The organism is Streptomyces sp. NPDC054834 (genome assembly GCF_053611185.1).
Window position 1 is genome coordinate 37,802 of sequence record NZ_JBSGZV010000024.1, and the last position, 23,084, is coordinate 60,885.

Below are 23,084 nucleotides of genomic sequence, written 5' to 3' on the forward strand. Positions count from 1 at the left end.
GGGCCATGGCCGAATCCGTCGTACTGGATCCGGTGGATCTGCATCTGCTGCGGCTGTTGCAGAACGACGCCCGGACCACCTACCGCGACCTCGCCGCGCAGGTCGGTGTCGCGCCCTCGACCTGCCTGGACCGGGTGACCAGGCTGCGCCGGTCGGGGGTGATCCTCGGCCATCAGCTGCGGCTCGACCCGGCGAAGCTCGGGCGCGGACTTCAGGCGCTGCTGTCGGTGCAGGTCAGGCCGCACCGGCGGGAACTGGTGGGGCCCTTCGTGGAGCGCATCCGGGCGCTGCCGGAGTCCCGGACGGTGTTCCATCTGACGGGGCCGGACGACTATCTGGTGCATGTCACGGTCGCGGACATGGCGGATCTGCAGCGGCTGGTCCTGGACGAGTTCACGTCACGGCGCGAAGTGGCCCGCGTGGAGACCCGGTTGATCTTCCAGCAGTGGGACTGCGGGCCGCTGTTGCCACCCGGAAACGCCGACAGCTGAATCGGGGTGACGCCGGCATCGGTCCGTACGAGGATGGGCCGCATGTCTGAGACCAAGAGCCCGTTGCCCCGCGAGGTCGCCGACGCCTACGTCGACGAACTCATCGTCCTGGACCCGGTGATCGGTACCTACCTCGGCGTCAAGGAGAGTTCGAGCAGGCTGCCGGACTTCTCCCCCGCCGGCCAGGAGGCCCGGGCGGAGCTGGCGCGCACCACGCTGGCGCGGCTCGACGAGGCCGAGCGCCGGCCCGGCGCGGACAGTGACCGGGAGCGCCGCTGCGCACGGCTGCTGCGCGAGCGGCTCACCGCCGAGCTCGCGGTGCACGAAGCGGAGGAGGGCCTGCGCCAGGTCGGCAACATGCACACGCCCGGGCACGCGGTGCGGGACGTGTTCACCGTGACGCCGGCGCAGACGGAGGAGGACTGGGCGGCGATCGCCCAGCGGCTGCGCGCGGTGCCGGCCGCGCTGGCGGGCTACCGCGAGTCCCTGGCCCTCGGCCTGGAACGCAAGCTGTACGCGGCGCCGCGCCCCACGGCCACGTTCGTCGAGCAGCTCACCGAGTGGTCGGACACGGACGGCAAGGGCCGCGGCTGGTACGAGGACTTCGCCGCGGCGGGTCCCGAGGCGCTGCGCACCGAGCTGGACGAGGCCGCCCGCGCGGCGACCGCGGCCGTGGTGGAGCTGCGGGACTGGATGCGGGACGTGTACGCGCCGGCCGTCGAGGGCGCCCCGAACACGGTGGGCCGCGAGCGCTACGCCCGCTGGGCGCGCTACTACAACGGCACCGACCTCGACCTGGACGAGGCGTACGCCTACGGCTGGACCGAGTTCCACCGCATCCTCGGCGAGATGCGGCAGGAGGCCGAGAAGATCCTGCCCGGTGCGGAGACGCCGTGGGCGGCGCTGGCGCACCTGGACGGTCACGGCCGGCACATCGAAGGCGTCGACGAGGTCCGCGACTGGTTGCAGGCCCTGATGGACCGCGCGATCGAGGAGCTGGACGGTACCCACTTCGAACTCGCCGAGCGGGTGCGGAAGGTGGAGGCCCACATCGCGCCGCCCGGCGGTGCGGCGGCCCCGTACTACACGGCCCCGTCGCAGGACTTCACGCGCCCGGGCCGCACCTGGCTGCCGACGATGGGCCGGACCCGGTTCCCGGTGTACGACCTGGTCTCGACCTGGTACCACGAGGGTGTCCCGGGCCACCACCTCCAGCTCGCCCAGTGGGCGCACGTGGCCGAGGACCTCTCCCTTTACCAGGCCTCGGTGGGCGGGGTCAGCGCCAACGCGGAGGGCTGGGCGCTGTACGCGGAACGGCTGATGGACGAGCTCGGCTACCTCTCCGGTCCCGAGGAGCGGCTGGGTTACCTCGACGCGCAGATGATGCGGGCCGCGCGGGTCATCGTGGACATCGGCATGCACCTGGAGCTGGAGATCCCGGCGGACTCGCCGTTCCACCCCGGTGAGCGGTGGACGCCGGAGCTGGCCCAGGAGTTCTTCCTGCGGCACAGCAGCCGCCCGGCGGACTTCGTGGAGAGTGAGCTGACCCGCTACCTGACCATTCCCGGCCAGGCGATCGGCTACAAGCTGGGCGAACGGGCCTGGCTGCGGGGCCGGGACAACGCCCGCGAGCGGCACGGCGACGCCTTCGACCTCAAGGCCTGGCACATGGCGGCCCTCTCCCAGGGCTCGCTGGGCCTCGACGACCTGCTGGACGAGGTGTCCCGGCTCTGACCCTCACGGGGCCGCGACGGCGCGGGCGCCCCTGTCACGTCATGAGTCGCCGCAACTGCACCAGCCCCAGCCAGGTCTCGGGGCCGGGCTTGGCGTAGGTGGCGCGGACGGCGTACCGGCCGGCGTCCAGCGGGACCCGCAGGTGTTCGGTCCGGTCCGTCTCCGTGCCCGGCCATGCCGAGTCGAAGAGGAGGACCGGGCCGGGCACGTCCCAGCGGACCTCGTGCTCCCAGACGGCCGTGTCGAGGGCGGCGGGCACACCGGCCAGCAGTTCGTCCTCGGAGCCCGCGGCGCACCAGCGGACGAAGGTGCCGTGGTCGGGGAGGAAGGAGGTGGACGCCGGTTCGTCGCCGAGGACCAGGGCCGCGCTGTCGCCGACCGGGAGCAGACCGACGTACCCGTCGACCTCGCAGGCCCGGTCGTAGTCCGTGGCCAGGTCCTCGCCGTCGGCGCCCGCCCAGAACGGCAGCACCGCCTCCGGGACCGCCACCAGCGGGCCGCCGCCCGATTCGACCCACTCCACCGTGCCTGGATCCGCGTATCGCGCCATGGGCACAGAACCTAGCAGCCGCAGTCCCCCGCCACCGGCGCGGTCAGCGGGTCCGCGGCCCGGCGCTCGCGGCCCTGCCAGGTCTCGAACTCGAAGCCCTCGCGCACCCAGTACTCGAAGCCGCCGAGCATCTCCTTGACCTGGTAGCCGAGTTCGGCGAGGGCGAGTGCGGCGCGGGTGGCGCCGTTGCAGCCGGGGCCCCAGCAGTACGTCACCACCGGCACGGATCGGTCGAGGAGTTGCCCGGCCTGCTCGGGGATGAGCGCGGTGGGGAGGTGGACGGCGCCGGGGATGTGGCCCTGGTCCCAGGACTCGGTGGAGCGGGAGTCGAGGACGACGAAACCGGGGTCGCCGTCGGCGGCGAGCGCGGCGGCCACGTCGGAGACGTCGGCGTGGAAGGCGAGGCTCGCGCGGAAGTGGGCGGCGGCGGTGGCCGGGGCGGCCGGGGCGACGCGGAGGACGGGGCTCACGGCGGTGTTGGTGGTCATGGCATTCATGGTGGTCATGGTTGAAATCTATGGCCGGTGGCCCGCTTCCTGAAGTGAGGTTCCACGGGCCTGCCGTTGATCGGCCGGGGTTTCCCCTGCTATTCATGCGGGATGACCGTGTATTCCCCGGACGCCACCGACTGGCGCATCCTCGAGATCCTCCAGCGGGACGGACGCGCCGGCTATGCGGAGCTGGCGCGCGCCGTCTCCATGTCACCGAGCGCGGTCACCGAGCGGGTGCGCCGGCTGGAGGAGGCGGGCGTCATCCAGGGGTACGCGGCCGTCGTCGACCCCGAGCGTCTCGGCCTGTCGATCCTGGCGTTCGTGCGGCTGAGGTATCCGAACGCCAACTACAAGCCGTTCCACGACCTGGTCGCCGCGACGCCGGAGATCCTGGAGGCCCACCACGTCACGGGCGACGACTGCTTCGTCATCAAGGTCGCCGCGCGGTCCATGTCCCATCTGGAAGAGATCTCGGGGCGGATCGGCGCGCTGGGCTCGGTGACCACCAGCGTCGTGTACTCCTCACCGCTGCCCCGGCGTCCGCTCGGGCGCTGACCTCATCGGACGCCACGCTGCCGGAGCGCCGATCCCGTTCTGCCCTTGACGACCTCCAACTGCGCGTGGATCCTGCGGCGCAGGTCGGCGACGTGGCTGACGATGCCGACGCTGCGGTCGCGCTCCCTCAGCGAGTCGAGGACGTCGAGGACCTCGTCGAGGGTCTGGTCGTCGAGGCTGCCGAAGCCCTCGTCGATGAAGAGCGTGTCCAGCCGTACCCCGCCGGCCTCGTCGGTGACGACGTCCGCGAGGCCGAGGGCGAGCGCGAGGGAGGCGAAGAACGTCTCGCCGCCGGACAGCGTCGCCGTGTCCCGCTCGCGGCCGGTCCAGGCGTCGACGACGTGCAGGCCGAGCCCGCTGCGGCCGCGTCCGCTGCGGTCGGCGGAGTGCACGAGGGTGTAGCGGCCGGAGGACATCCGCTGAAGGCGTACGGTCGCGGCGGCGGCGACCTGTTCCAGACGGGCCGCGAGCACGTACGACTCCAGGCGCATCCTGCGTTCGTTGTCGGCGGAGGTACCCGCGGTGAGGGCGGCCAGCCGGGCCACCCGCTCGTACTCCTCGCGCAGCGGCGCCAGCCGTCGCACGCCGTCGGCCGCGCGGGCGGAGAGCCGGTCCAGCTCGGCGCAGCAGCGGGCGGCGGCGTCGCACGCGGAGGCGGCCTCGCGCAGCCGCCGGGCGGCCCGCCGCGCGGTCTCTTCCGCCGCCGTGGGATCGGCGGGCGGCTGCTGGGCGGCGGCCGCCGTGTCGGTTTCCGCCAGCACGGCCCGTACGGCGGTCTCCTCGGACTGCCAGGCGTCCAGGCGGTGTTGCAGCTCCCGGTGGGCCGCGTCGTCGAGCAGCGCGGCGGCCGCGGCCTGCGGGGTGTCGAAGCCGGCGCGGTAGGCGGCGTCGGCGAGCCGGGCGTCGGCGTCCTTGAGGCGCTCGGCGGCGTCCTCGGCGGCGCGCGCGGTGTCGGCGGCGTCGGTGAGCAACGCGGCCCGCCGCTCCAGCTGGGCGGCCCGGGCGGCCACGCTGTCGGCGCCGCCCCGGGCCTCGGTCAGTTCCCGCTCCAGAGTGGCCTTCTCGCGGTCGAGGGCCTCGCGCCGGGTGAGGTGTTCGGCGGCGCGGACCTTGGCCTGCTGCCGGTCGGCCAGACGGCGTTCACGCTCCTGCTCCGCCAGCCGCAGCTCCTCGTGCGCCGCGTGCAGGTCGGAGGCGGCCCGTCGGGCCCGCGTGTACTCCTGCTCCAGCTCGTCGGCCTGGGCGGCCAGTTGAGCGGTGGGGGTGTCGCCGGCCTCGGCGGTGGCGGCGGCCAGTGCCTCCCGTACGACGCTGAGGCGCCGTTCGTCGTCGGCGCGCTGTTCGTCGGCCTGCTGGTAGGCGGCAAGGGCGCGCTCTTCCGCCTCGCGGTCGACATGCCCCGCGAACTTCCGTGCGGGCGCCGGGTGTTCGGTGGCCCCGCAGACGGCGCAGGGCTCTCCGTCGGAGAGGCCGGCGGCCAGTTCGGCGGCGATGCCGTTCAGTCGCTCTTCCTTGAGGTCGAGCCAGTGCGCCCGCGCTTCAAGGGCCCGGTTCTCGGAGGCGAGGGCCTTGCGCCGCGCCTCGTCGGTGTCCCGGCCCAGCTCGTCCCGCAGTCGCGCCGCCTCCAGCCGCCGGCGCGCGGGTTCGCGCTGTACGGCGAGTTGTTCGGCGCGGGTCGCGGCCACCTGGGCGGAGTCGATACGGGCCTGGAGCCCCGCGCGGGTGGTGTCCCAGTCGGCGAGCCAGCCCTCGGCTTCGCGCAGGACGTCCTCGTCGTCCCGGTCCTGCCGGTCCAGGCGGCCGCGCTCCTCGACGGCTTCGGCGAGCCGCCGCTCGGCCCGGCGCGCGGACTCCAGGCCGCCCAGTTCCTCGGCGGCGCGGCGGGCGGCGGTCGCGAGCCCTGTCGCGCCGGCGCCCGTGAAGGTCTCCGGCAGCAGCGCACGCGCGCGTGCCTCGGCGGCGGCCGCCCCGCGGTGTCCGGCCTCGGCCGCCTCCCGCAGTTCCAGTGCCGGCGCCACGGCCTCCGCCTTCCGCGCCCGCTCCATCCGCTGCTGCGCCTCGCGATGGGCGCCGGCCCGCTCCTCCAGGCGTACGGCGCGCTGCCGTGCCTCGGTGAACCGGCCCTGCAACCGCGCCAGTTCGCGTACGTCGGTCAGCGTACGGTCGGCGGCGGCCTGCGCGGACTCGGCGGCGGTGAGGCGGCAGTGGGCGAGGGTGAGCCGTTCGCGGGCGGTGCTGCGGGCCACGGCGGCGGCGCCCAGGACGGCCTCGGCGAGGCCCGGTTCGCCGGGGGCCAGCTCCGGCAGCTCCATGGCGTCGCCGGCCTCCTGCTGCATGCGGTGCGCGTCGGCCAGCAGCGCGGCGTCCCCCTCCCGCACCCGGGCCTCGGTCGCCTTCCTGCGCTCGGCCAGGCGTTTCTCGACCTCGGCGAAGTGCCGGGTGTCGAAGAGACGGCCGAGCAGCCTGCCGCGGGCCTCGGCGTCGGCGCGCAGGAAGCGGGCGAAGTCGCCCTGGGGCAGCAGGACGACCTGGCAGAACTGCTCGCGGCTCATGCCGAGCAGCTGCTCGACCTCGTTGCCGACCTCCTGGTGGGAGCGGCTGAGGTCCTTCCAGGCGCCGGCCGTGGCGTCGTACTCGCGCAGCCAGGTCTGGGCCTTGTCGACCGTCATTCCCTTGCCGCGCAGCTTGGGGCGTTCCCATGGCGGCTGCCGGGTGATCCGCAAGCGCCGTCCGGCGACGGTGAGTTCGAGGCAGACCTCGGTGCGGGTGCCCGCCTCGGCGTGATCGCTGCGCAGGTTCATGCCCTGATTGCCCTGCCGGGCGCCGGGCACGGCCCCGTACAGCGCGTAGCACACGGCGTCCAGGACGGAGGTCTTGCCCGCGCCGGTGGGGCCGTGCAGCAGGAACAGCCCCGCGGCGGACAACGCGTCGAAGTCGACCGTCTGGGACCCGCCGAACGGCCCGAAGGCGGTGATGTCGAGCCGGTGCAGCCTCACCGGGCCACCTCCCGCACCGCGTCGTCGGCGCGCACGGCGTCGAACGCCTCGCGCAGCACGGTCTGTTCGTGCTCGTCGGGCCCGGCACCGCGCACATGGGCGACGAAGTCCTCGGCGATCTGCTGGTCGCTGCGGCCCGCGAGGCGCCGGGCGTAGGAGACGGCGGGGTCGTCGGGGGCGCGGTCGGGGGCGAAGACGAGGCTGAGGGTGTGCGGGAACCGCTCGGTGAGGCGGGCCATGGGGTCGGCGGGGCGGACCGGGTCGGTGAGGGTGGCCTCGACCCAGGCGTCCTCGTGCCGGGCCAGTGCGGGGTCGGCGAGCAGGTCCTCCAGGCCGCCGCGGATGCGGGCCAGCGGGCGCGGCACGGGGCAGTCGACACGCTCGGCGGTGACCGAGCCGTCGGCGGCCAGGTCGACGAGCCACATGCTCTTGCGGTGGTCGGTCTCCGAGAAGGAGTACGCCAGCGGGGAGCCCGAGTAGCGCACGCGCTCGGTGATGGTCTGGCAGCCGTGCAGGTGACCCAGCGCCACGTAGTCGACACCGTCGAAGACCCCGGCCGGTACGGCGGCCACCCCGCCCACGGTGATGTCCCGCTCGCTGTCGCTGGCCTCGCCGCCGGTGACGAAGGCGTGCGCGAGGACGACGGAACGGGTGCCGGGCGCCCGGGCGGCGAGGTCGGCGCGGACCCGTTCCACGGCGGCGGCCAGGACGGCCTCGTGGCCCGCCCTCTGCACCGCGAACTCGTCCTTGACCAGGGCGGGTTCGAGGTACGGCAGTCCGTAGAAGGCGACGTCCCCGAAGGCGTCGGCCAGTACGACGGGCGTCCCGCAGGCGGACGGCTCGGTCCGCAGGTGGATGCCCGCGCGCCCGATGAGGCCGGCGCCCACGCCGAGCCGGCGGGCCGAGTCGTGGTTGCCGGAGATCATCACCGTGGGCACGCCCAGTTCGGCCAGCCGGTGCAGGGCGTCGTCGAACAGCTCGACCGCGGCGAGCGGGGGCACCGCCCGGTCGTAGACGTCGCCCGACACGACGACCGCGTCCACGTCGCGCTCCCGCACGGTGGTGACGAGATGACCGATGAACTCGGCCTGGGCGGTGAGCATGTTCACCCGGTGAAAGGCTCGGCCGAGATGCCAGTCGGAGGTGTGCAGCACTCTCAAGAAAACACTCCGGCTCGTCGTCAGCAGCCACCACGCTAACGCCTGTCGGCCACTGATCCACCACGGACGTCGAATTCCGTCCGCATCGGCTGGCATTCAGACTGAAATGTCCGTTACGCGTCCCCGTAGGCCTCCCCGCCCAGTTCGAACGCGGCCGTCCCCGCCGTGGCGTCGGCCAGCCAGGCGCGGAAGGCGTCCACGTCGGCGTCCGGCAGGCCGATCTCGATGGTGACCGCCTCCCCGTAGCGCACGTCCCGCACCTCGCGTCCGGTCGTGTGCAGATCGTTCTGCACCTTGCCGGCGCGCTGGTGGTCGACGGTGAGCGTGGCCAGCCGGAAGCGGCGCCGGGTGCGGGTGCCGACCGCGTCCAGGGCTTCGCCGACCGCACCGCCGTAAGCCCGGATGAGGCCGCCCGCGCCCAGTTTGACCCCGCCGTAGTAGCGGGTGACGACGGCGACGACGTACCGCATGTCGCGGCGCAGCAGCATCTGGAGCATGGGCACGCCGGCCGTGCCACCCGGTTCGCCGTCGTCGCTGGCCTTCTGGACGGAGGCGTCGGCGCCGATGACGTACGCCCAGCAGTTGTGCGTGGCGTCCGCGTGCTGCTTGCGGACCGCGGCGACGAAGTCCTGGGCCTCCTGCTCGGTGGCCGCCGGGGCGAGCGCGCACAGGAAGCGGGAGCGGTTGACCTCGGTCTCGTGCACGCCCGCGCGGGCCACTGTGCGGTACTCGTCCTGCATCCGGCCAGCCTATGCGCAGCCGCGCGGACGTCCCGCGTCAGGAGGTTCTAGCTCTTCCGGCCCCGGGGCACCGCCAGCGAGGTCAGCAGCGCCGTGCCGGGCGTCAGGTCCCGCCAGGACGGGCCGTACCAGGTGAGGTCCGCGATGGCCGAGGTCGGGAACTTCGTGCGGACCCGGTCCAGGGCGTCGTCCAGGCCTTCCCCGGCCAGTTCGAGCACCAGGTCCTCCAGGCCGGGGTTGTGTCCGACGAGGAGCAGGGTGGCGACCTCGGACGGCACCTCGCGGACGGCCTGAAGCAGGTCCGGCACGTCGGCCGCGTACAGCCGTGGGTCGAACCGGACCGGGGGCGGGGTGCCCCACTGGGCCGAGGCCAGTTCCCAGGTCTGGCGGGCGCGTACGGCGGTGGAGCACAGGGCGAGGTCGGGCAGCGGGTCGGCCGCCGCGAGGGCACGTCCGGCGGCGGGCGCGTCGCGGCGGCCGCGCGGTGCCAGCGGGCGGTCGTGGTCGGGGACGTCCGGCGGCCAGGCGGACTTGGCGTGCCGCAGGACGATCAGACGGCGCAGCGGGCCGGCACCCGCGCGGGCCGTCACGCGAGGCTCCCGATGTCGCGCACGAGGTCGAGGCCGAGGAGCCGGTCGGCGTAGGCGTACGTCTCGAAGCGGGCGCCGTCCGGCAGGCCCGGCTCGACCTCCACCCAGCGCAGCACGCGCAGTACTCCGGGTACGTCCAGATCGTTCTCCCAGGCGGTGCGCAGCCGCCCGCGTACCTCCTCGGGGACCGGTCGCGACGGTTTTCGGGCCCAGACGGCGACGGCCCGCCGCCAGCGCGCGAGGCTGCGGCCCGCCTCGTCGAGGGCGTCCGCGTCGAGCCGCAGGGACGCGCCGTGGGGCGCGGCGAGCAGGGCCAGGCGCAGGACGGCGGGATCGGAGACGCCCTCCAGGGCGGCGCCCCCGGGTGCCGTCCGCGCGGCGGGCCCGGTTCCGCGCCCCGGCCCGGTCACCGGAGCGACCCCGACCAGGACGGCCCCGTCGGCCGAGGCCCCGCCGGTCGGGGCCCCTCCGCTCGGCGTTCCCCGCCACTCCGCCACATGGATGACCTGCGCCTCGCCCAGCCCCGCCGCGAGGTCCTGGCCGTCCTCGAAGGGGCGGACGCCCAGGGTGGTGGCGGCCGCGCGGAGTTCCGCCTGCTGTCGGGCCCCGGTGAGGATGGCCCAGACGGGGTTGCCGCCGAGTTCCAGGGCGCGGACGAGGACGTCGGCGACCAGCAGCACGCGCAGGGCCGAGGCGTCGAGGCCCGAGGCGTGCGCCTGGACCCGGGTCAGGCCCCGCCGGGCGGGAGCGGCCTCGACGGGCTCACCGGTGCGGGAGTCGATGATGCGGAGCACGGCCCGAGCGTAGGCGGACGGACGGTCGTATGCAGTCACTTGGCCGCGATCCGGGACATTGTGGCGGGTATACCGGGCACCCGGGTGGGTCTTTTGGACAGTTCCGGCGGGAATCACCGCCCGGCGGCCGCCGTTTCCGCCGAGGACACAACCCCCGATGCCCGAGGAGGCCGGACGTGTACGGCGACGCAGCGACCATCCGCAGGATCCTGTCCGAGCTCGGTGACACCTGGGCCGTCGTCGGCCTCTCCTCGAACCGGAGCCGGGCCGCGTACGGCGTCGCGGAGGTGCTGCGGCGCTTCGGCAAGCGTGTGGTGCCCGTCCACCCCAACGCGGAGACGGTGCACGGCGAGCCCGGCTACGCCTCGCTCGCCGAGATCCCGTTCGAGGTGGACGTGGTCGATGTCTTCGTCAACAGCGGCCTCGCCGGGCCGGTCGCCGACGAGGCGGTCGCCAAGGGCGCGAAGGCGGTCTGGTTCCAGCTCGGAGTGGTCGACGAGGCCGCGTACGAGCGGACCCGGGCGGCGGGACTGGAGATGGTGATGGACCGGTGCCCGGCGATCGAAATTCCCCGTCTGCATCTGCCATCCTAAGCTGTCTTACTCTCTTCTCACATTCCGTGTCTGAATACGAACATTCCGTGGCAGTCCCTGACCTGTGCGAAGAGCGAGCTCGCAACGTTCCAGGTGAAGAGTCAAAACTTCGGAAACACTCTTTTGCGTTTTCGGATGCATCCCTAGCCTATGGCGGCATTGCTCGTTAAACCTGCGTTCAGAAACTGAGAGGCCACTTGACATGGTGAATGTCGACCATGCTGTGCCGGAAGCCACGAAGGACTCCAGCGGTCTACGGAGGGACGTCGGGCTGATCGGACTGATGTGGGCCTCTGTGGGTTCCATCATCGGCTCCGGCTGGCTCTACGGCGCCGAGAAGGCGGTCGTGGTGGCCGGTCCCGCGGCGATCATCTCGTGGGTGATCGGCGCGATCGCGATCGTCCTCCTCGCGCTGGTGCATGCCGAACTCGGCGGCATGTTCCCCGTGGCCGGCGGCACCGCGCGCTACCCGCACTACGCGTTCGGCGGCCTGGCCGGCATGTCCTTCGGCTGGTTCGCCTGGCTCCAGGCGGCGACCGTCGCCCCGATCGAGGTCGAGGCCATGATCGGCTACGCCGGTCACTGGAAGTGGGCCCAGGGCCTCCAGCACACCGACGGCACACTGACGACCAGCGGTTTCCTCACCGCCGTCGCCCTCATGGCGGTCTTCGTCGGCGTCAACTTCTTCGGCGTCCGCGCCTTGGCGCACACCAACAGCGCCGCCACCTGGTGGAAGATCGCCGTCCCGCTGGGCGCGATCTTCATCATCGCCGCCGGCAACTTCCACACGTCGAACTTCACCTCGGAGGGCTTCGCCCCGTTCGGCGCCAAGGGCGTGCTCGGCGCCATCAGCTCCAGCGGCATCATCTTCGCGCTGCTCGGCTTCGAGCAGGCGATCCAGCTGGCGGGCGAGAGCCGCAACCCGAAGCGGGACCTGCCGCGTGCGACCCTCGGCTCCGTCGCGATCGGCGCGGTGATCTACATCCTGCTCCAGGTCGTGTTCATCGCCGCACTGCCGCACGCCTCGTTCGCGCACGGCTGGGCCAAGCTCGACTTCGCGGGCATCAGCGGCCCGTGGGCGGGCCTGGCGACCCTGGTCGGCCTGGGCTGGCTGGGCTGGGTGCTCTACGTCGACGCGATCATCTCCCCCGGCGGCACCGGCCTGATCTACACCACCGCCACCTCCCGCGTCTCCTTCGGCCTGGCCAAGAACGGCTACGCGCCGAAGGCGTTCGCCAAGACGGACCAGCGCGGCGTGCCGTGGTTCGGCCTGATCATGTCCTTCGTGACCGGTGTGGTCTGCTTCCTGCCGTTCCCGAGCTGGCAGGAGCTGGTCGGCTTCATCACCTCGGCGAGCGTCCTGATGTACGCGGGTGCCCCGCTGGCGTACGGCGTCTTCGCCGACCGCCTGCCGAACCACGAGCGCCCCTACCGGCTGCCCGGCGGCAAGGTCATCTCCCCGCTGTCCTTCGTGGTGGCCAACCTGATCATCTACTGGGCCGGCTGGGACACCCTGTGGCGCCTGGGCTTCGCGATCGTCCTCGGTTACGTGCTGCTCGGCGGCTACGCCTTCTACGCCACCAGCAAGGGACTGCCCGACGCGCCCCGGCTGGACTTCCGCGCCGCGCAGTGGCTGCCGGCCTACCTGGTGGGCCTGGGCCTGATCTCGTGGCAGGGCGGCTTCGGTGGCCAGGGTCACATCGCCCTGTGGTGGGACATCCTGGTGGTGGCGGCCTTCTCCCTGGGCATCTACTACTGGGCCAAGGCGACCGCCTCGAAGCCCGAGCAGATCGAGCGCAGCATCGAGGAGGTCGTGGTCACCGACGCTCCGGCGCACTGACCCGGTCCCCCTCCGACCAAGCGGTGTCCCGTCCGCCACGGCCCCCGGCCGCGGCTGACGGGACACCGTCATAATGCTCGGGTGACGCTCCCCTCCCCCCACGACTCCCCTTCCGCGGAACGCCGTCCCGTCGTCATCGTGGGCGCCGGGCCCGCCGGACTCACCGTCGGCAACACCCTGCGGGCCGCCGCCGTCGACTGTGTCGTCCTGGAGACCGAGAGCCGGGAGTTCATCGAGACACGGCCGAGAGCCGGGATCGTCGAGGAGTGGGCGGTGCGCGAGCTCGCGCGGCGCGGACTGGCCGGGAACCTGCCCGCCCGGGCGCAGGCGCACTCCCGGTGCGAGTTCCGCTTCGACGGTGAGCGCTACCGGTTCTCCTACACCGACCTGACGGGTCACCACCACTACGTGTATCCCCAGCCGTTGCTGGTGACCGACCTGGTGCGCGAGTACGCCGACGTCCGGGGCGGCGACATCCGCTTCGGCGTGCGGGACGTACGGCTGCACGACCTGGACACCGGCCGGCCGTCGGTGTCGTACCTCTGCCCGGAGACGGACCGACGCCGGGTGATCCACTGCGAGTTCGTGGCGGGCTGCGACGGGGCTCGCGGCGTGACGCGGGACGCGCTGCCGTCCGGGCGGGCCCGGATCGCGCGGCACGACTACGGCATCGGCTGGCTGGCGCTGCTCGCCGAGGCGCCGCCGTCCTCCGACTGCGTCGTGTTCGGCGTCCATCCGCGCGGGTTCGCCGGGCACATGGCCCGCGGCCCGGAAGTCACCCGCTACTACCTCCAGTGCCCGCCCGGCGACGACCCGGAGAACTGGGGACACGAACGCGTCTGGACCGAGCTGCGGGAGCGGCTCGGGGCAGTGGGGGCGCCACCGCTGACGGAGGGACGGCTGATCGAGAAGCGCGTGCTGGACATGCACGACTACGTCGTGGAGCCCGTGGCGTCCGGGCGGCTGTTCCTCGCGGGTGACGCCGCGCACCTGACCGCGCCCATCGCGGCCAAGGGCATGAACCTGGCCCTGCACGACGCCTTCCTGCTCGGCGACGCGCTCGCCGCGCGGCTCACCGAGGGCGACGACAGCGGGCTGGACGGCTACTCGGCGGCATGCCTGCGGCGGGTGTGGGACTACCAGGAGTTCTCGCAGTGGCTGTCCGACATCTACCACGGCGCCGCCTCCGGCGATCCCTACCGCGCGGGCACCACGATGGCCCGGCTGCGGCGCCTGTTCACTTCCCCGGCGGCGGCAGCCGCGTTCGCGGAGCAGTATCTGGGAACGGCGGCGCGGTACTAGGCGCCGTCGGTACTCGGTGCGGTCAGTCGTGCGGCGGGCGGTCGCTGAGCCGGTGGTCCGCCACGTTCAGCGCCTCGTCGACGAGGCGGCGCAGATGTCCGTCGCGCAGTGAGTACACCACCCGGCGGCCCTCCTTGCGGGTGTTCACCAGCCCCGCGAGCCGCAGCCGGGCCAGGTGCTGGCTGACGGCCGGCCGGGCAGCCCCGCACGCCGCCGTGAGGGTCGTGACGTCCGCCTCCCCCTCCGTCAGGGCGTGCAGCAGCGCGAGGCGGGTGCGGTCGCCGAGCAGGGCGAGGAGTTCGGCGGCGAGCGCGAACTGCTCCTCGCCCGGGCTGCGCGGGTGCGCATGGTGCGCAGATGACAGGTGCATGCGTGCGCTCATACGCACATAATGGCGCTGTGGGCGGCCGCCCGTCCACCTCCGCGCACCGGAAGGGGAGCCCCGTGAGCGATCGGCACCACCACCATCACCCTCACCACGAACACCCTCACCGTCCCTCTGTCCGCCACCGCCTCGCCCATCTCCTCACCCCGCACTCCCACGAGACCGCCGACAAGCTCGACCCCGCGCTGGAGTCGAGCGCGCGCGGCATGCGCGCCCTGTGGGTGTCGCTGGCGGTGCTGGGCGGGACGGCCCTGGTGCAGGCGGTCGTGGTGGCCGCCTCGGGGTCGGTGGCACTGCTCGGCGACACGGTGCACAACGCCGCGGACGCGCTGACCGCCGTACCGCTGGCCATCGCCTTCGCACTCGGCCGCCGCGCCCCCACGCGCCGCTTCACCTACGGATACGGGCGCGCCGAGGATCTCGCGGGCATCGCGATCGTGCTGACGATCGCCGCGTCCGCGGCCTTCGCCGCATGGACGGCGGTGGACCGGCTCCTCGACCCGCGGCCCGTGACGCACGTCCCGGCCGTCGCCGTCGCCGCCGTGGCCGGATTCGCGGGGAACGAGTGGGTGGCCCGGTACCGGATCCGGGTGGGCCGCGCGATCGGCTCGGCCGCGCTGGTCGCCGACGGTCTGCACGCCCGCACGGACGGCTTCACGTCACTGGCCGTGCTGGTCGGCGCCGGAGGATCCGCGTTGGGGTGGCGGCTCGCCGACCCGCTGGTGGGGCTGGCGATCACGGCGGCGATCGGGCTGGTGCTGCGGGACGCGGCGCGCGAGGTGTTCCGGCGGGTGATGGACGCCGTCGACCCGGCGCTGGTGGACCGGGCCGAGCGGGCGCTCAGGGAGGTCCCGGGGGTGCGGGAGGTCGGCGAGCTTCGGCTGAGGTGGATCGGGCACCGGCTGCGCGCGGAGGTCGCGGTCGTGGTGGACGGCGAGGCGACGGTCCGGCAGGCGCACGCCGTCGCCGTCGAGGCCGAGCACGCCCTGCTGCACGCCGTGCCGAGGCTCACCGCGGCCCTGGTGCACGCGGATCCGGCGCCCGCCCCGGGCGAGACGGACCCGCATCTGCCGCTGGCCCACCACGTGACCGCCTGACGTCAGGCCACGCCCAGACCCTCCAGCACCACGGCACCGGGCAGCTCGGCGAACGCCTTCCCCGGCACCAGCAGCTTGCCGCGCCGGCGTCCGCTGCCGACCAGGACGTACGGCAGGTCGACGACGGCCGAGTCCACCAGCACCGGCCAGCCGTCCGGGAGACCGATCGGGGTGACGCCCCCGTACTCCATGCCGGTCTCCCCCGTCGCGGTCTCCATCGACGCGAAGGAGGCCTTGCGGGCACCGAGCCGGCGGCGCACGACGCCGTTCACGTCGACCCGGGTGGTGGAGAGAACGACACACGCGGCCAGGGTGCTCTCGCCGCCCCGTTTGCCCGCGACGACCACGCAGTTGGCCGACTGCTCCAGCAGCTCGCGGCCGTAGTGCTCGACGAAGACGGCGGTGTCCGCCCACTGCGGATCGGTGTCGACGTAGACGATCTGGTCGGCGGGGACGCTGCCGCGCCAGTCGCGTACGGCGTCGGCGACCGGGCGGGTCAGCTCGTCGAGGCAGTCCGGAGCGGGCGTGGCGGTGTCGAAGTGACCGATGGGTGCGCGCATGGCCGCACGCTAACAGCCGTGGGGCGAGGGGCGGCCGGGCATCTCAGGGGACGGGCGGCACCGAGACCGCCATCACCATCTCCATCGGCACGTCGCCGGTGTTGCCGTACGTGTGGGGAGTGTTCGCCTCGAAGGAGGCGCTCGCGCCGGCCGGGACGCGGTACTCCGTGCCGTCGACGGCGAGGGTCAGCTCCCCGGCCGTGACGTGGAGGAGTTCTACCGTGCCGGCGGGGTGCGGGTCGGAGGAGCTGTGCTCGCCGGGCATCAGGCGCCAGTCCCAGATCTCCAGCGGTCCGGGGGCCTCGGTGCCCGCGAGGAGCCGGTTGTAGCTGCCCGCGTCCGTGTGCCAGAGCCGTACGGCCTGCTCGGCCGGGACGATCCGGACCGTCGGACCCTGCTCGTACTCGAGCAGGGTGGTGATGCTGACACCGAGCGCGTCGCCGATCTTGACGACGGTGCCGAGGCTGGGGTTGGTGCGGGCCTGCTCGATCTGGATGAGCATGCCGCGGCTGACGCCGGCCCGGGCGGCCAGCACGTCCAGGGTGAAGCCGCGCACCGCGCGCCAGTGCTTGACGCTGCGCGCCAGGGACTGGGTCAGCAGATCGAGGTCCGACACATTCCGTCCAATATTCTAGATGACAGGGTTCATCAAACTGAACTACGGTGGGTGTACCAATCGTTCACCGAACTGTACTAAGCGAGGGCCCGTGACAGCATTCTTCGCCCTGGCCACCAGCCTCCTGTGGGGCCTGGCCGATTTCGGCGGCGGGCTGCTGACGCGGCGCAACCCCGCACTGTCGGTCGTCGTGCTGTCCCAGGCGATCGCGGCCGTGGTGCTGGGCGCGATCGTGGTCGCGACGGGCGGCTGGAGCGAGGCCGGTCCCCGGCTGTGGTTCGCGTTCGCGGCGGGCCTCGTCGGCCCGGTCGCACTCCTGTCCTTCTACAAGGCGCTCGCACTGGGGCCGATGGGCGTCGTGTCGCCGCTCGCCACCCTCAGCGTCGCCGTGCCCGTCACCGTCGGCCTCCTCCTCGGTGAGCGTCCCGGCCCGGCGCAGGTCGCGGGCATCGCGGTCGCCGTCACCGGCGTCGTCCTCGCAGGCGGGCCGCAACTGCGCGGCGCGCCCGTGCAGCGGCAGGCGATCCTGCTCACGCTGGTCGCGGCGCTCGGCTTCGGCACGGTGTTCGCGCTGATCGCGGAGGCCTCGACCACCGTCACCGGCCTGTTCCTCGCACTGTTCGTGCAGCGCGTGACGAACGTCGCCGCGGGTGGCGCCGCGCTGTACGTCTCCGTCAAGCGGGGCGCCCCCGCCCTCCCGGCGGGCGGCTTCCCCTGGGCCGCCCTGCCGGCGCTCGCGTTCGTCGGACTCGCGGACGTGGCGGCCAACGGCACCTACTCGGTCGCCGCCCAGCACGGCCCGGTCACCGTGGCCGCGGTGCTCGCCTCGCTGTACCCGGTGGTGACCGCCCTGGCCGCCCGGGGCTTCCTGCACGAACGCCTGCGCGCCGTCCAGGCGGCGGGCGCGGGCCTCGCCCTGCTGGGCACGCTGCTGCTGGCGACGGGCTGACTCAGCTCTCCGTCTCCAGCTCGGCGAGCCGGGCCACGTCCCGCTCGTCCAGGTCGGCCAGGGCCGACAGCTGGTCCGGGGTGACGCCTTCCGGGATCGGCACGGGAGGCGGGGTCCGAAGCGGCGGCTGCCAGCCGTCGGCGGGGGTCCAGCGTCGTACGACCCGGGCGGGCGCGCCGGCCACCACGGCGTGGTCGGGCACGGTCCCGCGGACCACCGCCCCGGCGGCCACGACCACGTTCCGGCCGATCCGCGCGCCCGGCAGGATCACCGCGCCGGTGCCGATCCAGCACCCCGGGCCGATCTCCACCGGCTCCATCCGCGGCCACTGCCTGCCGATCGGCTCGTGCGGGTCGTCGTAGGAGTGGTTGGTGGACGTGACGTAGACGTACGGGCCGAAATAGCAGTCGCTGCCGATGGTGACCGTCGTATCGGCGATGACGTGGCTGCCGCGGCCGAGCACGACCCCGTCGCCGATGCGCAGGATGGGCTCGGGGCCGAGGTCGAGGTCGGGCATGAGGCCCGCGGTCAGGGTGACCTGCTCGCCGACGATGCAGTGGGCGCCGAGGTGGATCCAGGGTTCACCGAAGACGGTGCCCAGCGGGAAGGCGAGCCTGGTACCCGTTCCCATGGCGCCGAAGCGCAGCCGTCCGGGGTGCTCGGCGGTCACCGATCCCGTGCGCTGCACCCACGCCCAGCCCGCGTGCACGGCGCGCTGGAGGAGGCCGCGCCGCCAGGAAGAGAACGAGAACGTGTTCTTGGGCTTGGGCACCCGCTCACGGTACTCAGCGCGCGGTCCGCCCGAGAGGCCGGAAGGCTGTGATCTTCGCCCCACCGGGTGGCGTACGGTGCGGAGACAGCGACGACGAGGAGAAGGCGATGACGCACAAGGCGTTGATCACGGGCATGGGCGGCAGGGAACCGAAGGTCGACCCCGAGGCGTTCGTGGCGCCCACGGCGTCCGTGATCGGGGACGTGACGCTGGAGGCGGGGGCGAGCGTCTGGTACGGGGCGGTGGTGCGCGGGGACGTGGAGCGGATCAGCGTCGGAGCGAGCGCGAACGTCCAGGACAACGTGACGCTCCATGCCGACCCCGGCTTTCCGGTCAGCGTCGGGGAGCGGGTGTCCATCGGGCACAACGCCGTGGTCCACGGTGCGACCGTCGAGGACGACTGCCTGATCGGGATGGGGGCGACGGTGCTCAACGGGGCGGTGATCGGAGCCGGTTCGCTGGTCGCCGCGCAGGCCTTGGTGCCGCAGGGGATGGTGGTGCCGCCGGGTTCACTGGTGGCGGGGGTGCCGGCGAAGGTGAAGCGGGAGCTGACGGAGGAGGAGCGTCAGGGAGTGACACTCAACGGCACCATGTACGCGGAACTGGCGAAGGCACACCGGGACGTGCACCAGGGCTGAGCGCCGGGGCTCTCCCTCGATCCTCAGTCGGTGGCCGGAACGGGCTCCGGTTCGGCTTGCCGCTTCTCGGCCGCCGCCTTCTTCGCCTTGCGCCTGATCACCAGCATCGACGTCAGGCCGATCAGCAGCGCCACCACCAGGCCCAGGTACGAGAAGCGCTTGAGCCAGTCCTCGGCGACGACTCCGACGTAGTAGATGACCGCGGTGGTGCCGCCCGCCCAGCAGATGCCGCCGAGGACGTTCGCGGTCAGGAACTTCCAGTACGGCATGTGCAGGACTCCGGCGAGCGGGCCGGCGAAGATGCGGAGCAGCGCGACGAAGCGGCCGAAGAAGACCGCCCACATGCCCCACTTCTCGAAAGACCGCTCGGCGGTGGCGATATGGCCCTCGCTGAAGTGCTTGGGGAACTTCTTGCCCAGCCAGGCCAGCAGCGGGCGGCCGCCCTTGCGGCCGATCGCGTAGCCGATGGAGTCACCGATGACCGCGCCGGCGGTCGCGCACGCGCCCAGTACGACGGGGTTGATGCCGGAGTGCTGGGACGACATCAGGGCCGCCGAGATCAGGATGACCTCGCCGGGCAGTGGGATGCCCAGGCTCTCCAGACCGATCACCAGGCCGACCACGGCGTAGACGGCGGCCGCGGGCACCGAGTCGAGCCATTCCTGGACGTGCACCGCCGGTTCCTCCCCTGTCGGTCCTCATTGCTGCGGACGTCACCCGACGGCGCGCCCCCTGTGAAGGCTACCGGTTCACCGCCGGACGGCGGCGCCCGTGCGCGCGGACCTGGCACCGATCCGCCGACGCCGCGTCGGTTCCCGGACATCCGGGCGACACGCGAGGCGGGAAGCACCCTGCCGTGTCCTCCCTCCGGCTCGACGCGCCCGCGCCCCCGGTGTCCCCCGCCCCGGCCCGCCCGCTGCGGCTGGCTCTGTGCCTCTGTCCCCTGTAGCTGGTGGTGGTCTGGGGCCGGCGAACCGTTCCCTCGCTTCGTCGCCGCGTGCGGCGCCCCGGTGGGCGCGGCCACCGCGACCGTGATCGGCTACCGCGTGCTCACCGACTGGCTGCCGCTGCTGCCGGGCACGCTGGTGCTGTCGGCACTGATCCGCGCCAAGGTGCTGTGAGCGGCGGTCGCTCACGCCGGTCACCCGCGCCCGTCGCTCGCGCCGGTCACTCGCGTCGGGCGACCAGACGGTAGGCGTTGGACAGACCGAGGCGATGGGACAGGGGCCGTACCGCGAACCGGTCGAGGAGCGTGGCCGCGACGAGCACCGGCACCCCCGCGAGAAGGACCGCGACGCGCAGGCCGCGCCGGAGGGCGCCCGGCGGCTCGGGCAGCCAGGGGGCGTCCTCGCGCGGCGCGATGTGGTCCAGGGCCAGCCAGACGGCGGCGAGCAGGTCGACCGGGTCGTGCGGCTCGGCGTGCTGTTCGGCGACCACGGTGAAGCCAAGTTCGGTGAGCCGCCGGCGCAGGTTGCCGACCGGTACGAGGTGCAGGTGCTGCGGCTGGAGCCAGGGCAGCCACCAGCGGCCGAGGAGACGGGCGTAGCGGCTCTCGGGGTCGGGGACCTCGATGAGCAGGTGGCCTCCGGGGCGGACGGCCTGGTGGGCGGCGCGCAGTTCGCGGTCGGGGTCGGTGCTGTGTTCCAGGTAGTGGAACATGCTCACGACGTCGTAGCGGGCGGCGAGGTCGGGGGCCAGCTCGGGGAAGGAACCGCGGTGGCCGTGCTCGACGCGACCCTCTCGTTCGGCGATCTCCACGCCGTCGGTGAAGTCGAGGCCGTCGAACGTCGTGCCGGGCAGCACCTCGCGGGCGGCGGCGCAGAAGTGGCCGTGGCCGGTGCCGACGTCGAGCCAGTTCTTCGGGGTGGGGTCGTGCGGCAGCATCGACTCGGCGCGGCCCCGGTACATCCCGGTGCGGCCGCCGAAGGTCCCGCCCATCCGCTGTTCGCCGAGGCCGTCGTAGAAGTCGCGGTAGTAGAACTCCAGGCCCGTCTCGTTCAGCGCCGGGTTCTGGAAGGTGTGCCCGCAGGCCTCGCAGCGGTCGAGGACGAAGCGGCCCGGCTTGTGCTGGAGCAGGTCGGTGGTGCGCAGCCGGGTGGTCAGACGGTCCGAGCGGCACCAGGGGCAGGTGGTGCGGCGGGGCGCGAAGAAGCGGTCCGTGCCGTCGGCCAGGTCGGCCTGGTAGGCGGGGCGCAGCGCGGCGACCCGGTCAGCGCGGTCAGGGCCCTGGGTTTCGTTGCTCATCGGCTCTCCTCCGGGCGTGCGTCGGCGGCCAGTCGCTCGAGGTGGACGGTGGCGGCGGGGGCGCCGCCCGCCGCCCGGAAGGCGGCGCGGACCCGGCCGGCGGCGGTGCGGTGGGCGGGTTCGTGCAGGACGGCGTCGAGTGCGGGGCCCAGCCGGGCCGCGGTGACCCGGCCGAACCGCACCCGGACGCCCGCTCCGGCGTCGACGACCTGGGCGGCCACCACGGGCTGGTCGTCGCGGATGGGGGCGACGACGAGCGGGACGCCGTGCCAGAGGGCCTCGCAGACAGTGTTGTGCCCGGCGTGGCACACCACCGCGTCGGCCCTTTCCAGGAGCGGGAGCTGGGGCACCGAGGGCAGGACCAGGACGTCCTTGTCGTCGCCGGACGCCGGCAGGGTGCCCCCGGGATCGGCCACCACCGCCTGCACCCTGTCGGCCCGCTCCCGCAGCGCGCTCACGCACTCGGCGAGGAAGCGCCCGCCCACGTCGGCGTTGGCGGTGCCGAGGGTCACCAGGACCGTGGCCCGGCCGGGGTCCAGCCACTCCCAGGGGAAGCCGGGCGCGGCCGGGCGGTCGGCGATCGAGGGGCCGACGTAGTGGATGTGGTCGCCCCGGGCGGCCGACGGGCCGGCTAGTTCGGGGGTGCTGAAGGCCAGCAGCAGGTGGGGCGAGAAGCGCGGGTCGGTGTCGCCGGCCGGGTCGCCGATGCGGGCGCGCAGTTCGCGGAGCCTCGCCCGGAGCCAGTCGGCGACCTTGGGTATGCCGTCGTAGGCGCCGGTGAGTTCGGCCGAGGTGGTGGCGGAGGTGGCCCAGGGCAGGCCGAGGCGCTCGGCCACCAGGGCTCCGGCGAAGGCCTGCTGATCGGCGACGACGACCTCGGGCCGGAACTCCCCGACGGCCGCCCGCACCCCGGGAGCCATCGCGTGCGCGAGCGGCAGCAGGTACCCCTCCCACAGGTACTTCAGCGCCTCCGGCCCCCGCAGCTCCGGCGGGCGCGCGGCCGGGGCCGGTCCCGCACAGGGCAGGACGACGGCCTCCGGGCCCGCGAGCCGCCGTACCAGCGCGGGGTCGGCGCACGCCCAGGCCACCCGGTGTCCGCGCGCGGCGAGCCCCGCGGCGACGCCCACCGTGGGGTTGATGTGCCCGACCAGGGGCGGTACGACGAACAGGAACCCGCTCACCGGACTGCCTCGGCGCCCGCCGAGCGGATCAGGTCCAGGACGTGCCCGCCGACCGCCCCGGCCGCCTCCACCAGCACGGAGTGCTCGTGTCCCGGCAGCACGACGGACCGGAAGTCCGCGAGCAGGGCCTCCTTCAGCGGCACCAGTTCCACCACGTCCGAGTCGCCGCCGTAGACGCCGAGGACGGGGCAGCGTACGGCCCTGATCTCGGACTCGGTGAGCACCCGGCTGGCGGGGACGTCCCGGCCGAGGGTGGTCTCCCGGGCCAGTCGTCCGGCGCCCTTGGCGAGGCGAGCGGTGTGGTGACCGCGGTTGGCGCTGATCCAGGCGATCGTGTCGGGCTCGTTGTACGTCAGCTCGGAGACCACCCGGTCCAGGATCCCGCCCAGTTTCGCCGCCCAGGCCGCGGTCGCCGGCTCGGACTCGATCAGGGCGAGGCTGGCCACCCGCTCCGGATGGCGGGCGGCGTAGCCGAAGGCGACGGTGCCGCCGTAGGAGTTGCCGACGAGATGGACGGGCCCGGTGATCCCCAGCCGGTCGAGCAGTGCCTCGAGGTCGTCGATGTTGTGGTCGAGGGTGTAGCCGGACGGCGGTCGTTCGCTGCGGCCGTGGCCGCGCAGGTCGTACATGACCACGTCGACGCCCGCCGCCGCGAACCGCGGGGCGACCGTGAAGTAGTAGCTGGCCAGGCTGTCGGTGAGCAGGCCGTGGACGAGCACGGCGGTGGCCACCGGGGCGCGGCCGTCCTCGGGGCCGATTCTCTGCACGTGCAGCCGGATGTCGCCGGCGTCGACCATGGCCATCCG

24 protein-coding genes and 1 pseudogene are annotated in these 23,084 nt (G+C 73.5%); 10 read left to right on the forward strand and 15 right to left on the reverse strand.

Features of this window, described 5'->3' with window-relative positions:
* The first annotated feature begins 5 nt into the window (after positions 1-5).
* Together ACWGJM_RS28360 and ACWGJM_RS28365 are read left to right on the forward strand one after the other, a co-directional pair.
* Entirely contained in the window at positions 6-491 is a 486-nt protein-coding gene (locus tag ACWGJM_RS28360; protein ID WP_453414552.1) for an Lrp/AsnC family transcriptional regulator, read from the forward strand.
* Between the two features lie 42 nt (positions 492-533).
* Positions 534-2,225: a DUF885 domain-containing protein gene (locus tag ACWGJM_RS28365; protein WP_453414553.1), complete on the forward strand. Its 1,692-nt coding sequence runs from the start codon at positions 534-536 to the stop codon at positions 2,223-2,225.
* A 34-nt stretch (positions 2,226-2,259) separates the two neighbouring features.
* Here ACWGJM_RS28365 and ACWGJM_RS28370 read toward each other — a convergent pair whose 3' ends face one another.
* Together ACWGJM_RS28370 and ACWGJM_RS28375 are read right to left on the reverse strand one after the other, a co-directional pair.
* Complete coding sequence (locus tag ACWGJM_RS28370; RefSeq protein WP_453414554.1) at positions 2,260-2,775, reverse strand: immunity 21 family protein; 516 nt, start codon at positions 2,773-2,775, stop codon at positions 2,260-2,262.
* A gap of 11 nt (positions 2,776-2,786) precedes the next feature.
* Positions 2,787-3,281, reverse strand: a complete 495-nt coding sequence (locus ACWGJM_RS28375; RefSeq protein ID WP_453414555.1) for a rhodanese-like domain-containing protein — start codon at positions 3,279-3,281, stop codon at positions 2,787-2,789.
* A 93-nt stretch (positions 3,282-3,374) separates the two neighbouring features.
* Between ACWGJM_RS28375 and ACWGJM_RS28380 the strand changes: the two genes are divergently transcribed.
* Complete coding sequence (locus ACWGJM_RS28380; protein WP_453414556.1) at positions 3,375-3,821, forward strand: Lrp/AsnC family transcriptional regulator; 447 nt, start codon at positions 3,375-3,377, stop codon at positions 3,819-3,821.
* A gap of 2 nt (positions 3,822-3,823) precedes the next feature.
* Here ACWGJM_RS28380 and ACWGJM_RS28385 read toward each other — a convergent pair whose 3' ends face one another.
* The 5 genes from ACWGJM_RS28385 to ACWGJM_RS28405 all read right to left on the reverse strand — a co-directional run bounded on the left by ACWGJM_RS28385 (position 3,824) and on the right by ACWGJM_RS28405 (position 10,101).
* Entirely contained in the window at positions 3,824-6,817 is a 2,994-nt protein-coding gene (locus tag ACWGJM_RS28385) for an AAA family ATPase (RefSeq protein WP_453414557.1), read from the reverse strand.
* Complete coding sequence (locus tag ACWGJM_RS28390) at positions 6,814-7,977, reverse strand: exonuclease SbcCD subunit D (RefSeq protein ID WP_453414558.1); 1,164 nt, start codon at positions 7,975-7,977, stop codon at positions 6,814-6,816. Before ACWGJM_RS28390 ends, ACWGJM_RS28385 begins: the two co-directional genes overlap by 4 nt.
* A gap of 113 nt (positions 7,978-8,090) precedes the next feature.
* The gene (locus ACWGJM_RS28395; protein WP_453414559.1) at positions 8,091-8,717 is read right to left on the reverse strand and encodes a YigZ family protein; all 627 of its coding nucleotides are present in this window, start codon (positions 8,715-8,717) and stop codon (positions 8,091-8,093) included.
* Between the two features lie 47 nt (positions 8,718-8,764).
* On the reverse strand, positions 8,765-9,307 hold the full coding sequence (locus ACWGJM_RS28400) for a SixA phosphatase family protein (RefSeq protein WP_453414560.1): 543 nt from the start codon (positions 9,305-9,307) through the stop codon (positions 8,765-8,767).
* Positions 9,304-10,101 (reverse strand): hypothetical protein, encoded by a 798-nt coding sequence (locus tag ACWGJM_RS28405; protein ID WP_453414561.1) that lies wholly within the window; start codon positions 10,099-10,101, stop codon positions 9,304-9,306. Before ACWGJM_RS28405 ends, ACWGJM_RS28400 begins: the two co-directional genes overlap by 4 nt.
* A 176-nt stretch (positions 10,102-10,277) precedes the next feature.
* On the opposite strand from ACWGJM_RS28405, the gene ACWGJM_RS28410 reads away from it, so the two are divergent.
* From ACWGJM_RS28410 to ACWGJM_RS28420, 3 genes are all read left to right on the forward strand, one after another.
* Positions 10,278-10,694 carry a CoA-binding protein gene (locus ACWGJM_RS28410; protein ID WP_453414562.1) on the forward strand — a complete coding sequence of 139 codons (417 nt, stop codon included), beginning with the start codon at positions 10,278-10,280 and terminating at the stop codon, positions 10,692-10,694.
* Positions 10,695-10,896: 202 nt separating this feature from the next.
* A complete protein-coding gene (locus ACWGJM_RS28415; RefSeq protein WP_453414563.1) occupies positions 10,897-12,534 on the forward strand; it encodes an APC family permease in 1,638 nt (545 codons plus the stop codon).
* An 81-nt stretch (positions 12,535-12,615) separates the two neighbouring features.
* On the forward strand, positions 12,616-13,836 hold the full coding sequence (locus ACWGJM_RS28420) for a 4-hydroxybenzoate 3-monooxygenase (RefSeq protein ID WP_453414564.1): 1,221 nt from the start codon (positions 12,616-12,618) through the stop codon (positions 13,834-13,836).
* 22 nt (positions 13,837-13,858) lie between these two features.
* On the opposite strand, the gene ACWGJM_RS28425 is transcribed toward ACWGJM_RS28420, so the two are convergent.
* A complete protein-coding gene (locus ACWGJM_RS28425; protein WP_453414565.1) occupies positions 13,859-14,218 on the reverse strand; it encodes an ArsR/SmtB family transcription factor in 360 nt (119 codons plus the stop codon).
* A 62-nt stretch (positions 14,219-14,280) separates the two neighbouring features.
* Here ACWGJM_RS28425 and ACWGJM_RS28430 point away from each other — a divergent pair, with 62 nt between their 5' ends.
* Positions 14,281-15,318 carry a cation diffusion facilitator family transporter gene (locus ACWGJM_RS28430; RefSeq protein ID WP_453414566.1) on the forward strand — a complete coding sequence of 346 codons (1,038 nt, stop codon included), beginning with the start codon at positions 14,281-14,283 and terminating at the stop codon, positions 15,316-15,318.
* A 2-nt stretch (positions 15,319-15,320) separates the two neighbouring features.
* Here the strand turns inward: ACWGJM_RS28430 and ACWGJM_RS28435 are convergent, their stop codons facing one another.
* Together ACWGJM_RS28435 and ACWGJM_RS28440 are read right to left on the reverse strand one after the other, a co-directional pair.
* Complete coding sequence (locus ACWGJM_RS28435) at positions 15,321-15,878, reverse strand: YbaK/EbsC family protein (protein ID WP_453414567.1); 558 nt, start codon at positions 15,876-15,878, stop codon at positions 15,321-15,323.
* 43 nt (positions 15,879-15,921) lie between these two features.
* On the reverse strand, positions 15,922-16,494 hold the full coding sequence (locus tag ACWGJM_RS28440) for a helix-turn-helix domain-containing protein (protein ID WP_453414568.1): 573 nt from the start codon (positions 16,492-16,494) through the stop codon (positions 15,922-15,924).
* A gap of 91 nt (positions 16,495-16,585) precedes the next feature.
* Between ACWGJM_RS28440 and ACWGJM_RS28445 the strand changes: the two genes are divergently transcribed.
* Complete coding sequence (locus tag ACWGJM_RS28445) at positions 16,586-17,443, forward strand: EamA family transporter (RefSeq protein ID WP_453414569.1); 858 nt, start codon at positions 16,586-16,588, stop codon at positions 17,441-17,443.
* Position 17,444: 1 nt separating this feature from the next.
* Here the strand turns inward: ACWGJM_RS28445 and ACWGJM_RS28450 are convergent, their stop codons facing one another.
* Positions 17,445-18,215 (reverse strand): acyltransferase, encoded by a 771-nt coding sequence (locus ACWGJM_RS28450; RefSeq protein WP_453414570.1) that lies wholly within the window; start codon positions 18,213-18,215, stop codon positions 17,445-17,447.
* Positions 18,216-18,322: 107 nt separating this feature from the next.
* Between ACWGJM_RS28450 and ACWGJM_RS28455 the strand changes: the two genes are divergently transcribed.
* Complete coding sequence (locus ACWGJM_RS28455; RefSeq protein WP_453414571.1) at positions 18,323-18,853, forward strand: gamma carbonic anhydrase family protein; 531 nt, start codon at positions 18,323-18,325, stop codon at positions 18,851-18,853.
* 23 nt (positions 18,854-18,876) lie between these two features.
* On the opposite strand, the gene ACWGJM_RS28460 is transcribed toward ACWGJM_RS28455, so the two are convergent.
* Complete coding sequence (locus ACWGJM_RS28460) at positions 18,877-19,527, reverse strand: DedA family protein (RefSeq protein ID WP_453414572.1); 651 nt, start codon at positions 19,525-19,527, stop codon at positions 18,877-18,879.
* A gap of 244 nt (positions 19,528-19,771) precedes the next feature.
* Here ACWGJM_RS28460 and ACWGJM_RS28465 point away from each other — a divergent pair.
* A pseudogene (locus ACWGJM_RS28465) lies at positions 19,772-19,974 on the forward strand (UPF0104 family protein); the annotation flags it as partial.
* A 46-nt stretch (positions 19,975-20,020) separates the two neighbouring features.
* Here ACWGJM_RS28465 and ACWGJM_RS28470 read toward each other — a convergent pair.
* The 3 genes from ACWGJM_RS28470 to ACWGJM_RS28480 are packed head-to-tail and all read right to left on the reverse strand — an operon-like array spanning position 20,021 to position 23,081.
* Complete coding sequence (locus tag ACWGJM_RS28470; protein WP_453414573.1) at positions 20,021-21,097, reverse strand: class I SAM-dependent methyltransferase; 1,077 nt, start codon at positions 21,095-21,097, stop codon at positions 20,021-20,023.
* Complete coding sequence (locus ACWGJM_RS28475; RefSeq protein WP_453414574.1) at positions 21,094-22,278, reverse strand: glycosyltransferase; 1,185 nt, start codon at positions 22,276-22,278, stop codon at positions 21,094-21,096. The genes ACWGJM_RS28470 and ACWGJM_RS28475 overlap by 4 nt, the downstream gene beginning before the upstream one ends.
* Positions 22,275-23,081 carry an alpha/beta fold hydrolase gene (locus tag ACWGJM_RS28480; protein ID WP_453414575.1) on the reverse strand — a complete coding sequence of 269 codons (807 nt, stop codon included), beginning with the start codon at positions 23,079-23,081 and terminating at the stop codon, positions 22,275-22,277. The genes ACWGJM_RS28475 and ACWGJM_RS28480 overlap by 4 nt, the downstream gene beginning before the upstream one ends.
* Positions 23,082-23,084: the final 3 nt, after the last annotated feature.